Below are 13667 nucleotides of genomic sequence, written 5' to 3' on the forward strand. Positions count from 1 at the left end.
TGGTATGACAAGTATTGATTCGTCTCTTTATCTGACAAGTACACATACTCGTCGTTCTGGTGACAGTACCCTTGGCAAAGATGATTTTTTAAGAATTCTCATGGCTCAAATACAAAACCAAAACCCTTTGGACCCCATGAAGGATAAAGAGTTTATATCACAGATGACGCAATTTTCAAGCTTGGAACAGATGACCAATATGTCCCAGTCTTTTCAAAGATTCATGGACACCCAGAGTCTCCCGCCGCTTATTCAGTACAGTGGATTGATAGGGAAGGAAGTCTCCTACCCCGTTTACGATCAGGAAACAGGTTTGCTGGACAGGACTGAGACTGATGTTGTTCAGGCTGTAAACCAAAGAGGAGGCCAAACTTATTTGGAACTGACATCGGGTGATGAAATTTCAGTAGGAGCGATTACTAAAGTAAGTGAATGGGCCGAAGCAGCAGAAGCCGGATCAGAAGAGGAATAATATGGACCCTCGAATCCAACCTTTGCACAGGCCGTTGACCCCTTCGCCTAACCGCACCGTAAATAAACAGACAGGCTCCGCTTTTGAACAGTACCTGCAGGAAGCAAAAGAACTGAAATTGAGTAAACATGCTGTCCAGCGTCTCCATGAACGCAAAATAGAAATCAGTGATAAGACCTGGCTGAAAATCGGGGACAAGATGGCTGAAGCAGACAAGAAAGGGGTCGACCAATCCTTGGTTGTATTGAATGAAGCCACGCTTGTCGTCAGCTCAAAAAATCGAACAGTCGTAACGGCTATGGACCGTAAAGAAACAAATGCTCATATTTTTACGAATATCAATGGAACGATCTTTATTAACGAATAGGCTGGACCCGGAAAGGGAGGCCTTGCCATCCGCTGAATGAAGGATGCGGATGAATCTACTGGAGAAGGGAAAATCGACTATGCTACGTTCAATGTATTCAGGGATTTCTGGTATGAAAGGTTTTCAAACGAAACTTGATACGATTGGGAACAATATTGCAAACGTCAATACGTATGGTTACAAAAAGGGAAGGGTCACATTTCAGGACATGATGAGCCAGACGATGTCCAATGCACAGGGACCGATTGCAGGTGCCGGTGGAAACGTGCGAGGTGGACTGAACCCATCCCAGGTCGGTCTTGGGTCTCAGGTTGGTTCTATCGATACGATCCATACACAGGGAAATCGGCAAACGACGAATCGTCCGCTTGACCTTTCTCTTGAAGGAGACGGGATGTTCGTACTTGCCGAAGCAGGAACGGATTTGATTGATACAAATGCAAAAACGATTGACCTAGGTAATGTGAATACAACTTTCTCTCGTGCCGGCAACTTTTATCTTGATTCTGATGGCGCAATTGTCAGTAATGATGGGAAATATTTAGTTGGACAACCGTATAATGCCGGTCAACCCATTACAGATGGTAGTGGAAGTAATGCACCGGGAATCATCACCATACCTGATACAGCCCAAAGTTTCAGCATACAAACAGATGGGACTGTCAATTATGTCGATGAAGACGGTAACCCGCAAATAGCAGGACAAGTCATGCTGGCCAATTTCTCCAACCCAAGTGGGTTAGAAAAGGTCGGTGGAAATTCCTTCCGCTACACTGAAAATGCCGGAACACCTATTACGGGAATCAACAACCTCCTCGTCGCAGGTCAGGATGGCACGGGGCAGATGGTATCAGGGGCACTTGAGATGTCAAATGTGGACCTTGCCGAATCCTTCACTGAAATGATCACGGCCCAGCGCGGGTTCCAGGCGAATACGAGAATCATTACGACATCTGATGAAATCCTTCAAGAACTCGTCAATCTGAAACGATAAGAGGGGGTGGAGGGGCGGATGGTCGCCCCTCCCTGCTATTATGATTACTTTAACTAAATGGAATGGCCAGACGTTCACGTTCAATGCCATTTATATTGAGCAGATCCAATCAAACCCTGATACGACAGTGATGACGACGAGGGGACGAACCTTTCTGGTTAAGGAGAGTGAAGAGGAAGTAGTGGAGAAAATCACTCGCTTTTACAAAGAAATCGGGCTGGCCCGTGCGTCAAATAAGGATGGTGAAAATCATTGAAGGGATTCAGAGTGATGGTGATAACGTTGAGTACTCTGACGGTCATCGGTGTCATCGCCCTGGTCTTCGTGATGAACTTAAACAGTGAAAGTGAAGCGAGCGGGGAACGATCAATAGACGAAATTCGGGAAGCTTCCATACTGACAGAAGAAATTACTACAGACCTGCAAAATGGAGATTATGTGAGGATCAGTTTCCGGATCGTAACGGATGGTAAAGATTCGGTTGAAGAACTTGAGAAACGAGACTTCCAGATGCAGAATGTGCTCATCAAAGAATTATCCAACATGGATTCCGAGACTTTCAAATCAGGATTGTCAGACCTTGAATCCAAGGTCAAATTAAAACTAAACGAGTTCATGTCAGAAGGTGAAGTGACAGAAGTCTATACTGTCAATAAAGTTCTGCAGTAAACAAAAAAGTAGTAAGAAAGGGGGATGAGGTTTTGGCAGAAGACGTTCTCTCGCAGAATGAGATCGACTCTCTGCTTTCAGCCCTCTCAACGGGAGAAATGAATGCAGAAGAGCTGAAGAATGAAAAGAAGGAAAAAAAGGTAAGAGTCTATGATTTTAAACGGGCGCTCCGTTTTTCCAAAGATCAGATAAGAAGTTTAACGAGGATCCATGAGAATTTTTCCAGGTTGTTGACCACATATTTTTCTGCACAGCTGAGGACGTATGTAAACATCGAAGTCGCATCTGTAGATCAACTGCCTTATGAAGAGTTCATTCGATCAATTCCTACGATGACGATCCTGAACATTTTCAGCGTACCTCCCCTTGAAGGCCGGATACTATTGGAGGCTAACCCCAATGTATCATATGCCATGATGGACCGTGTATTGGGAGGAAGAGGGAGCGGTGTCAATAAGGTGGAGAATCTGACGGAAATTGAAACGACAATCATGTCCCACCTATTTGAGCGATCCTTGGAAAATTATCAGGAAGCCTGGGGGTCTATTGTCGATATCGATCCCCTTTTGGAAGAATTTGAAGTGAATCCACAATTTCTGCAGATGGTTTCACCAAATGAGACGGTAGTTGTAGTTTCGTTGAATACGACGATCGGGGAGACAAGCGGAATGATAAATATCTGCATTCCGCACGTAGTCCTTGAACCGATTATTCCGAGATTATCCGTGCATTACTGGATGCAGAAAGAGAAACCGAAAGAGCGAGACCCTGATGAATATCAGGCGATCAGCCACACAATCAAAGAGGCGGAGTTAGATGTTAGGGCACTGCTTGGTGAAGCTGATATCAGTATCGAACAATTCCTCGGTTTGGACGAGAACGATGTTATTCGTTTGGATCAATCCATCGAGGAACCGTTGAAGATGAAAGTGGATGACGAAGTGAAGTTTTATATACAGCCAGGCAAATCTAAAAATAAACTGGCCGTTCAAGTTTTAGAGGAATATGAAGGGGGTGCCGGAGAAAATGAGTGATGATATGTTATCCCAGGATGAAATTGACGCACTATTGAACGGTGGGGGTGACAGCGACAACGATGACGGGCCCTCCGCATCGACAGAAGAAGATTTATCTTCTCTAGAAGAGGATGCTTTAGGTGAAATCGGAAACATTTCATTTGGAAGTTCGGCAACAGCATTGTCGTCATTATTGAACCAAAAGGTTGATATTACGACTCCACAAATTTCAGTGCTGGAAAGAAAAGATCTACCGAATGAATTTCCAAAGCCTCATGTAGCGATAGGTGTTACATATACTCATGGTTTTTCAGGTGAGAATGTACTCGTCATTCGTACGATGGATGCGGCGATTATCGCTGATTTAATGCTCGGTGGGGACGGTTCGGATCCAGACGAGCAGTTGAATGAGATTGCATTAAGTGCGGTACAGGAAGCGATGAACCAGATGATGGGGTCAGCCGCCACGAGTATGTCGACGATTTTCAATAAAAAGGTGGATATCTCCCCACCGGCCATCGATGTGCTCGACTTAGAAGAAGAAGCAGGGAAGAGCACAATTCCGGACGAGGGTGTCCTTGTAAAGGTATCCTTCCAGCTTCGAATCGGAGAATTGATCGATTCTAACATCATGCAGCTCATCCCGGTGAGTTTCGCTAAAGAACTTGTCGAGGAATTAATGAACCCTCCTCAGGAAAGTGGAGAAGAAAGTGAACCTCCAAAAGCAGAAACGTCACAACAGGAGACTCAGAATTCTGCTCTTCCTCAGGATGAAACCTCCGTGAGGAAGAAAGAGGGAGCGGATCCTCAAACGCCCCCTTCCAAGAGCACTGAGTCCCGCTCTCCGCAATACGTAGGTGGACCTGCTGGTCAGTCCGCTGATGATGCCGATGTCCAGACCGCAGAATTTCAAAGTTTCAGCCCCATCCAATTGAATGGGACAGAACAAAAAAATCTGGATATGTTGATGGACATCCCTTTGAAAGTGACCGTAGAACTTGGACGGACAAAGCGTTCCGTCAAAGAAATATTGGAAATTTCATCAGGTTCCGTGCTTGAACTGGATAAGCTTGCTGGAGAACCTGTAGATATCCATGTCAATGAAAAATTGATGGCGAAGGGTGAAGTAGTTGTCATCGATGAAAACTTTGGGGTACGCGTGACGGATATATTGAGTCCCAAAGAACGTTTGACCAAATTAAGATAAATTTAAGTGTAAATAGGGAGGAATTAAAATGGCAGAAAGAATATTAATTGTAGATGACGCGGCATTCATGAGAATGATGGTGAAAGACATTTTGACTAAAAATGGTTATGAAATTGCAGGGGAAGCAGAAGACGGGAGAAAAGCGGTAGAACTTTATAAAGAGGAAAAACCGGACTTGGTTACGATGGATATTACAATGCCTGAGATGGATGGAATTACAGCTTTGAAAGAAATCAAGGCTGAGTATCCGGACGCTAAAGTTATTATGTGTTCGGCTATGGGACAGCAGGCTATGGTAGTAGATGCCATTCAAGCGGGAGCTAAAGATTTCATCGTTAAACCATTCCAGGCTGACCGAGTAATCGAGGCTATCCAAAAAGCGTTAAGTTAAAGCAGGGGATGTTTATGTCTTCAACAACAAGAGTGACAATTGCGGCCGTGATGTTCTTAATAATGGTCAGTTTTTACCCTTCGGAAACATTTGCACAGCCTTCTGCCTATGAATGTTTGGAGAACCCTCAGCTCGAGGGTTGTCCTTCACCTGAAGGTGAAGGCAGTAATGAAGAACAGCCGACAGAGAACACTACGGTTGAAATGAATGCAGGGGGAAGCCTCATATGGAATGTCGTCAAACTCGTATTCGCTTTAATTTTTGTGGTGGCTCTGATCTATGGTCTGTTGAAGTTTTTCAATCAAAGAAATAAATTGTTTCATCAGAATCGAACGATGGAAAACCTGGGAGGGATGAATCTCGGTCCCAGCCGCTCTATACAAGCTGTCCGGATCGGAGAGCAGGTATTCATCCTGGGTGTTGGTGAAAATGTACAGATTATTACAGAAATTACAGAAGAAAAAACGAAAGAAACATTTATGAATCAAGAAACGAAGTCAGGACAGACTCCATCTTTTGATTTGAAAAAATGGACGGGAAAGTGGAATGAAAAGCAGAAAAGGGAGAGTCAATCCTCTGTTCAATTTCAACAGTTATTTGAAAATCAATTGAAAGATATGAAAGAAAAACGGAAGAAAGTGATGGATGAGAAGAGGAGGGATTCGGGGCATGAATGAATTCATTGATATCTTCTCAAGTTCCGACCCGGAAAGTGTAGCGACTTCTGTCAAATTATTATTGTTACTCACGGTCCTTTCGCTAGCCCCGGGAATTTTAATTCTGATGACGAGTTTTACAAGGATATTGATTGTTTTGTCCTTTGTAAGGACTTCACTGGCTACTCAACAGATGCCGCCTAACCAGGTGCTCGTTGGTATTGCGTTATTCCTTACATTTTTTATCATGGCTCCTACTTTTCAAGAAGTGAACGAACAAGCATTAACCCCGTTGTTTAATGAAGAAATCACGCTTGATGAAGCTTATGATGAAGCCAGTGAGCCGATGAAAGAGTTCATGGGGAAACATACCAGACAGAAAATCTGGCTTTATTTATGAATTATTCAGGAATGGAAGCCCCCAGCAGTATTCAGGATGTGCCATTAACGACTCTGGTCCCTGCATTTGCCATAAGTGAATTGAAAACGGCCTTTCAAATGGGATTCATGATTTTTGTCCCATTTCTCGTCATCGATATGGCTGTTGCCAGCGTTCTTATGTCGATGGGGATGATGATGCTGCCGCCTGTCATGATTTCTCTGCCTTTTAAAATTCTTTTATTTGTATTAGTAGATGGCTGGTATTTAATTTCAAAATCTTTATTAGAAGGCTTTTAGATCGGAGGTTAGAGCATGAACAGTAATATGGTCATATCGTTTGCCAAAGAAGGTATTTATACCGTCCTCCTTATATCTGGCCCGTTATTGATTTTGGCCCTGGCGATTGGTTTACTCGTCAGCATATTCCAGGCGACGACTCAAATTCAGGAACAGACACTTGCTTTCATACCGAAAATTGTGGCGGTAATGATCGGCTTAATTGTTTTCGGACCTTGGATGCTGACGCACATGGTCGAATTCACCGCTAATATCTTTAACAATCTGAATATACTGGTGGGATAACATGCTGGACACTATAAACCTGGCTAACCTACCAGCGTTTCTCCTGATATTTGTCAGGGTGACTTCCTTTTTCGTAACGCTGCCTTTGTTTTCATATCGGACAGTTCCAACCAAACATAAAGTTGCCTTTAGTTTTTTTCTGGCAGCAATCATGTACTTTACAGTCTCTAAGCCGGAATTGATCATTGATGCCGAGTATTTTCTACTTTTATTCAAGGAGATGGCTGTCGGAATCGGGGTTGGACTATTAGCCTATATCATTCTTGCAGCGATTCAAATAGCCGGGGGGTTCATTGATTTTCAGATGGGGTTTGCCATTGCCAATGTCATTGATCCTCAGACAGGGGCGCAAAGTCCGTTGATTGGACAATACCTCTATATTATTACGCTGCTATTCATATTAGCAGTTGATGGACATCATTTGATGATCGACGGTATCTTTTACAGTTATGAAATGATCGCCATGGACCAGTTCCTCCCTTTAAAAGAAGAAGGCTGGATTCTTTATGTCATACAGTCGTTTAATCAGATGTTCGTCATTGCTTTTTTAATGGCGACCCCAATAGTCGGGTGTTTATTCTTAGTGGATATTGCGCTTGGTATTATTGCGAGAACCGTCCCTCAACTGAACGTATTTGTTGTCGGCCTTCCATTGAAAATTTTTGTAGCGCTTTCTGTACTTGTGATCGCCATGACATTCTATGTGATGTTGATCGGGAATCTGTTTGACACGATGCTCCACACGATGCGGGGACTTATGCAGGTATTCGGAGGTTGAGAACTATGGTGATGTTAAAACTTAATCTTCAGTATTTTGCAGCAGATGAAAAAACGGAGAAAGCTACACCGAAAAAGCGTGAGGATACAAGGAAGAAAGGGCAGGTGCCGAAAAGCCAGGATGTAAACACTGGATTCCTCTTAATTCTCATCTTCGGCATGCTCTTCATATTTGGAGGAAACATGGGGGAAACAATGACAGGGATGTATGAAGTTGCCTTCAATGAGTATATACATAAAGATTTATCACAGGAACAGACCCATTCCCTGTTTGTAGAGATGACAGTTGAGATCTCCAAAGTCATCGCTCCGATCATGGGTGTCGCTATTGTTGCTGGAATTGCCTCCAACCTCATGCAGGTGGGCGTTATGTTTACGGGAGAGCCTTTGAAAATGGATTTAAAAAAACTGGATCCCATCAAAGGTGCTAAGCGGATATTCGCTGCTCGTGCATTAGTAGAACTTCTGAAGTCTCTATTGAAAATCAGTATGGTGGGTGTGATTACGTTCAGCATCATCTGGGTGAACAAAGACCAAATGATGATGATGTCGCAAAAATCAGTAGAAGATGCTCTGGCTTTCTTCGGGACAATTACGACAATCATGGGTCTCGCTTCTGCTTTGGCTTTGTTGCTATTATCTGTTCTGGATTATACATATCAGAAATACGACCATGAGAAAAACATCCGCATGTCTAAAAAGGATATTAAGGATGAACACAAAAACATGGAGGGGGATCCCCAAATAAAAGCCAAAATCAAAGAAAAGCAGCGACAAATGTCTGCGGCTAGAATGATGAGTGAGGTGCCGGATGCCGATGTCGTCATTACCAACCCTACCCATTATGCGATTGCAATAAAATATGACGATGCAAAGTCCGATGCTCCCTATGTTGTTGCCATGGGCGTCGACTTCATCGCTTTGAAGATCAAGGAAGTGGCCAAGTCAAACGATGTGGTTACTGTGGAAAACCGTCCGCTTGCAAGGGCTTTATACCAGCATTCTGAAGTCGACCAGCCGATTGATGAGCAGTTTTATAAAGCGGTCGCTGAAGTGCTGGCTTATGTTTATCAACTGGAAAGAAAAATGTAAGAAAGGAGTATAACCCATATGTCAGCAAGAGATTTATCTGTACTCATCGGCGTGATCCTCATAATAGTCATGCTTGTTATACCATTGCCGGGGTGGCTCCTTAGTTTTTTTATACTCGTGAACATTACCCTCGCCCTGATCGTCATTCTTGTGTCCATGAATATGGACGAAGCTCTCCAGTTCGCCGTCTTTCCGACATTGCTATTATTGCTTACTTTATTCCGGCTCGGGTTGAATGTCTCAACCACCCGTTCCATTCTTTCTGAAGCGGAAGCTGGGGGAGTCATTGCGACATTTGGAACATTTGTTATCGGTGGTAATCCGCTCGTCGGGTTTGTCGTATTCGTAATCTTGGTTATTATCCAATTCCTTGTCATAACGAAAGGGGCAGAAAGAGTATCTGAAGTGGCAGCACGTTTCACTTTGGATGCGATGCCCGGAAAACAGATGAGTATCGACGCTGACTTGAATGCTGGAATGATCAACGAGCATCAGGCGAAAGAACGAAGAGAAAAAATTGAAAATGAATCGGACTTTTATGGGGCGATGGATGGTGCGAGTAAATTTGTGAAAGGAGATGCCATTGCAGGGATCATCATTGTATTGATCAACATCATCTTTGGATTGATTATTGGTATGGTTCAAATGGGCATGTCATTCACAGAAGCGATCGACACATACATGCGTCTGACAGTAGGGGACGGGCTCGTCAGCCAAATTCCTGCCCTTCTCATATCGACCGCTACAGGTATTGTCGTCACCAGAGTTGCTTCAGAAGGGAATTTGAGTACGGATGTTACGAGTCAGCTGCTCCGATACCCGAAACTTCTTTACATCGCAGCAGCGACCATTTTCCTTCTTGGGCTTACGCCGATCCCGATTTTTCTCACCAGTTTGATTGCAGGTGTTCTTGCCTTCGGGGGATATTGGCTATCCAGGCAGGAAGCAGAACCGGAATATGATGAACCTGAAGAACTGGACGAGGCAGAGAGTGATCAAATGAAGTCGCCGGAAAGTGTAGTGAATCTAATCAGTATGGATCCTATTGAGTTTGAATTTGGATACGCGCTCATCCCGATTGCCGATACGAACCAGGGAGGCGATCTCCTTGACCGTATAGTCATGATTAGAAGGCAGCTGGCGATTGAACTCGGAATCGTCATCCCTGTTGTTAGAATCAGAGACAACATCCAGCTCAACCCAAACGAATATCGACTGAAAGTGAAAGGGAACGTCGTAGCTGGAGGAGAACTTTTACTGGATCACTATTTAGCAATGAGCCCTGGGGATGATGATGATGGAATCGATGGAATCGATACACAGGAACCCGCCTTTGGACTTCCTGCGAAGTGGATTTCAGAGGAAATGAAAGATGAAGCGGAGTTGTCCGGGTATACGGTCGTTGATCCACCATCTGTCGTGTCCACTCATATAACAGAGGTCATCAAACAACAGGCTCATTCGCTGCTTGGAAGGCAGGAGACTCAGCAGTTGATAGACCACTTGAAAGAATCTTATCCGATTCTGGTCGAAGAAGTTACTCCTGACCCGCTGCGCATTGGGGATGTCCAAAAAGTCCTCGCTAAGCTTTTACGGGAAAATGTATCTGTAAAAAACCTGCCAGTCATTTTCGAAACTTTGGCTGACTTTGCCAAAATGACAAACGATACAGAACTTCTCGCCGAATATGCGAGACAGTCTCTGGCTTCTCAAATAACAAACCAGTATAAGAAAGAGGAACAGCTGATTCGTGTCATAACCGTCTCGGGAAAAGTCGAGAAAATCATCGCCGATCATATTCAACAAACGGAACATGGCAGCTATTTGGCCCTTGATCCCGAAAGTCAGCAAAGTATCATCACAGCAGTAGCTGAACAAGTAGAGCAGGTTTCTTTGCAGGAAGAGACAGCGATCTTGCTCTGTTCACCAGCTGTCAGAATGTATATCAAACAACTGTTGGATCGTTTTCTTCCGCAGGTCGTGGTTTTATCCTTTAATGAGTTGGATCCGACGGTCGAAGTACAGAGTGTAGGGGTGGTGAATGTAGCATGAGAGTGAAGAAGTTCCAGGCTCCTACAATGCCTGAAGCTATGAAAAAAGTGAGAAGCGAGTGGGGCAAAGACGCCGTAATTTTAAATTCAAAAGTGAAGAAATCAGGTGGTTTCCTCGGGATGTTTAAAAAAGAGGTCACAGAAGTCATTGCAGCCATGGATCCTGAGGATGAGCACCCACTCGGAAATGATAAATTTGAACCTGGGAAGGCGGATGGAACTGAAGTTTCCAATGATTCGAACCGCGAAATTATGGATGAGCTGAAACAATTGAGGTCTTTGATCGAGGATCATAATCATAGGGAAATCTTACCTGAACCCCTCGAGAAGGCTTACCAGTTTTTAATAGATCAAGAGGTCACAGAGGATGTGGCTAAGGAACTGATGGAAAGTGTGATGGCTGAGGCAGGGAATGATTCATCCCTTTCGTATATTGCCGACCGTCTTAAAATGCTAATCTATGACTCTTTGAAAGAAAAGAAATTTGGTGCTCCAACTTTCGAAAAAAAATTCATTCATCTAGTAGGACCTACAGGGGTGGGGAAGACGACGACACTGGCAAAGCTGGCTGCCGATGCGGCGTTGAACCATCAGCTTAAAGTAGGATTCATCACAACCGATACCTATCGGATTGCAGCAATCGATCAGTTGAAAACTTATGCGAAAATCTTGGATGTTCCTTTAGAAGTGGCTTACACGCTGGAAGATTATAAGAAGGCGAAAGAACGCTTCGTTGATTTTGATCTGGTTCTTGTGGATACGGCGGGTAGGAATTTCAGGGATGCTGCTTTCATCCGTGAACTGCAAAAAATGGTTGATTTTGACGAGGATTCGAAGAATTTCTTAGTCCTGGCGCTTACCAGTAAATACCCGGATATGACCGAGATTTTTAAACAATTTCAAGCGATCCCCATCCATCAATTGATTTTTACGAAGACCGACGAAACCTCCCGAAAAGGGAACGCTCTCAATATGGTTCTCGACCATGACATTGGTGTTGCTTTCATGACGGATGGTCAGGATGTCCCTGATGATATTAGAGAGGCATCGGCTATGGGTCTTGCCCGGGAAGTTATGGAGGGATTCATAGATGACTGATCAGGCTGAAATTCTTCGACGCCGGGTGACCGGGCAGAGAAAACCTTCTCAAGCAAGGACCATTGCTGTAGCCAGTGGAAAAGGTGGGGTCGGAAAGTCCAATTTCTGTATCAACTTTGCTATAAAACTTCAGCAATGTGGAAAAAAAGTTTTGATTTTTGACTTGGATATAGGAATGGGAAATATCGATATTCTATTGGGGATCTCCCCAAAACGTACGTTTGTCGACTTGTTCCAAGAAGATGCTTCTGTCCATGACATCATTGAACAAGGACCGGGCTCCCTGTCTGTTATAGCAGGAGGGTCAGGACTCTCAAAAATATTCAAACTTGATCGTGGTAAATTTTCTTATTTCCAAAAAGAATTCGAAAAGTTAACTCATCACTTTGACTATATCCTGTTTGATATGGGAGCGGGAGCAACTGAGGACAGCCTTCGCTTCATCCGCTCGGCTGATGAAGCGATTGTTGTAACGACCCCGGAACCGACGTCTATTACGGATGGTTACGCAATGATTAAGCATCTTATTCAGAAAGATAAAACCCTTCCTGTAAAAGTGCTTATCAACCGATCACTCCATGAGAAGTATGGGAAATCTACGTTTGATCGCCTGGCGCATGTTGTCAAAAGATTTCTTCAGTCTGAGGTTCATCTGCTCGGCATTCTTCCTGATGACCGATCTGTTCTTGAAGCTGTGAACCATCAGAATCCTTTTGTTTTGGAGCACCCTAAAAGTAAGGTGAGCCGTGCTCTTGAACAGGTGGTGCGTGAATACCTGAATGAAGATATTTTTCAGCAGACCGATACTGGGACCTTTGTAGATAAATTGAAAAGATTCGTTTTTGAGAGGTAGAAAAATGAAGAAAATCAGAGTGTTAATCGTCGATGATTCGGCTTTTATGAGGCGTATTTTAACAGATATATTAACAAAAGATCCGCGGATACATGTAGTAGGAACAGCAAGAAATGGCAAGGATTGTATGAAAAAACTGGGTACCCTCCAACCTGATGTGGTGACGATGGATATTGAAATGCCCATGATGGATGGATTGGAAGCATTAAAAGAAATCATGCAGATTTCCCCTCTGCCTGTAGTGATGGTGTCGAGCCTGACGAAGCAAGGTGCTGAAAGTACGATGAAAGCGATCAGTCTCGGGGCTGTTGACTTCATTCAAAAGCCTTCCGGTTCCATCTCATTGGACATGGAGGTTGTTGAAAAGGAAGTCATCCGTAAAGTTCTTATTGCTGGGGATGCCAGCGTAAAGGGGCCATTTGAACATAAGAGGGAACGTATTCAAGTCCCTGAAAAAGAGAAGGTACGGAAAGATCATTTGATTGCCATCGGTACCTCGACAGGTGGTCCGAGGGCGTTGCAGGAAGTCTTAACTTCTTTGCCTGCTCAACTGCCCGCACCCGTCTTGATTGTTCAACACATGCCCAAAGGATTTACAAAGTCATTAGCTGCACGACTTGACCGTCTTTCAGAAATTAATGTGAAAGAAGCGGAGCATCTGGAGGAAATACATAACGGGACCGCTTACATTGCCCCGGGTGGTGTTCACATGATCGTGACAGAACAGAATGGACGTCTGGTTATTGAACTGGATGAATCGAGTCCTGTGAATAGTCACAGACCTTCTGTCAATGTCATGCTTTCGTCCGTGGCAAACCTTTCGTCTGTTTCTGTTACCTCTGTCATTATGACTGGGATGGGAGCCGACGGTCTGGAGGGTGTACTTGCATTGAAGGAACAATTAGGGACCAACAATTTTACCATCGCAGAAGATGAAAGCAGTTGCATCATATACGGCATGCCTAAAGCCATTATTAAATCAGGGCTGGCCGATGATGTAAAAGCATTGAACGAAATCAGTAAAGGTATCGTTGAATCTCTGCAAATTACAAGGAGGTAGT

Annotated in this window: 16 protein-coding genes and 1 pseudogene; all 17 read left to right on the top strand. The window is 44.0% G+C overall.

Features of this window, described 5'->3' with window-relative positions; translation table 11 throughout:
- Positions 1–4: 4 nt before the first annotated feature.
- The 17 genes and pseudogenes from flgD (at position 5) to ACXADE_RS09380 (ending at position 13666) form a co-directional block, all read left to right on the top strand.
- Entirely contained in the window at positions 5–472 is a 468-nt protein-coding gene (gene flgD / locus ACXADE_RS09300) for a flagellar hook assembly protein FlgD (RefSeq protein ID WP_474980199.1), read from the top strand.
- 1 nt (position 473) lies between these two features.
- Positions 474–839 (top strand): TIGR02530 family flagellar biosynthesis protein, encoded by a 366-nt coding sequence (locus tag ACXADE_RS09305; RefSeq protein ID WP_474980200.1) that lies wholly within the window; start codon positions 474–476, stop codon positions 837–839.
- Positions 840–918: 79 nt separating this feature from the next.
- Entirely contained in the window at positions 919–1833 is a 915-nt protein-coding gene (flgG, locus tag ACXADE_RS09310; RefSeq protein ID WP_474980201.1) for a flagellar basal body rod protein FlgG, read from the top strand.
- A 40-nt stretch (positions 1834–1873) separates the two neighbouring features.
- Complete coding sequence (locus ACXADE_RS09315) at positions 1874–2089, top strand: flagellar FlbD family protein (protein WP_474980202.1); 216 nt, start codon at positions 1874–1876, stop codon at positions 2087–2089.
- Between the two features lie 14 nt (positions 2090–2103).
- Entirely contained in the window at positions 2104–2502 is a 399-nt protein-coding gene (gene fliL / locus ACXADE_RS09320; RefSeq protein ID WP_474980203.1) for a flagellar basal body-associated protein FliL, read from the top strand.
- Between the two features lie 32 nt (positions 2503–2534).
- Entirely contained in the window at positions 2535–3536 is a 1002-nt protein-coding gene (gene fliM, locus ACXADE_RS09325; protein ID WP_474980204.1) for a flagellar motor switch protein FliM, read from the top strand.
- Positions 3529–4725 (top strand): flagellar motor switch phosphatase FliY, encoded by a 1197-nt coding sequence (gene fliY, locus ACXADE_RS09330; protein ID WP_474980205.1) that lies wholly within the window; start codon positions 3529–3531, stop codon positions 4723–4725. The genes fliM and fliY overlap by 8 nt, the downstream gene beginning before the upstream one ends.
- A 28-nt stretch (positions 4726–4753) precedes the next feature.
- Complete coding sequence (locus tag ACXADE_RS09335) at positions 4754–5116, top strand: response regulator (RefSeq protein WP_474980206.1); 363 nt, start codon at positions 4754–4756, stop codon at positions 5114–5116.
- 14 nt (positions 5117–5130) lie between these two features.
- Entirely contained in the window at positions 5131–5793 is a 663-nt protein-coding gene (locus tag ACXADE_RS09340) for a flagellar biosynthetic protein FliO (protein ID WP_474980207.1), read from the top strand.
- Positions 5786–6450: pseudogene (fliP, locus tag ACXADE_RS09345) on the top strand (flagellar type III secretion system pore protein FliP). Before ACXADE_RS09340 ends, fliP begins: the two are co-directional and overlap by 8 nt.
- Positions 6451–6465: 15 nt before the next feature.
- Positions 6466–6735 (top strand): flagellar biosynthesis protein FliQ, encoded by a 270-nt coding sequence (gene fliQ, locus ACXADE_RS09350; protein WP_474980208.1) that lies wholly within the window; start codon positions 6466–6468, stop codon positions 6733–6735.
- Position 6736: 1 nt separating this feature from the next.
- Positions 6737–7513, top strand: coding sequence for a flagellar biosynthetic protein FliR (gene fliR, locus ACXADE_RS09355; protein WP_474980209.1), 777 nt, complete (start codon positions 6737–6739; stop codon positions 7511–7513).
- Between the two features lie 5 nt (positions 7514–7518).
- Positions 7519–8604, top strand: a complete 1086-nt coding sequence (gene flhB, locus ACXADE_RS09360) for a flagellar biosynthesis protein FlhB (RefSeq protein WP_474980210.1) — start codon at positions 7519–7521, stop codon at positions 8602–8604.
- Between the two features lie 18 nt (positions 8605–8622).
- On the top strand, positions 8623–10656 hold the full coding sequence (flhA, locus tag ACXADE_RS09365) for a flagellar biosynthesis protein FlhA (protein WP_474980211.1): 2034 nt from the start codon (positions 8623–8625) through the stop codon (positions 10654–10656).
- Entirely contained in the window at positions 10653–11753 is a 1101-nt protein-coding gene (gene flhF / locus ACXADE_RS09370; protein WP_474980212.1) for a flagellar biosynthesis protein FlhF, read from the top strand. Before flhA ends, flhF begins: the two co-directional genes overlap by 4 nt.
- Positions 11746–12606, top strand: a complete 861-nt coding sequence (locus ACXADE_RS09375; RefSeq protein ID WP_474980213.1) for a MinD/ParA family protein — start codon at positions 11746–11748, stop codon at positions 12604–12606. Before flhF ends, ACXADE_RS09375 begins: the two co-directional genes overlap by 8 nt.
- 4 nt (positions 12607–12610) lie before the next feature.
- The gene (locus tag ACXADE_RS09380) at positions 12611–13666 is read left to right on the top strand and encodes a protein-glutamate methylesterase/protein-glutamine glutaminase (protein WP_474980214.1); all 1056 of its coding nucleotides are present in this window, start codon (positions 12611–12613) and stop codon (positions 13664–13666) included.
- Position 13667: the final 1 nt, after the last annotated feature.

It is taken from the genome of Halobacillus sp. ABR2_026, from assembly GCF_056158545.1.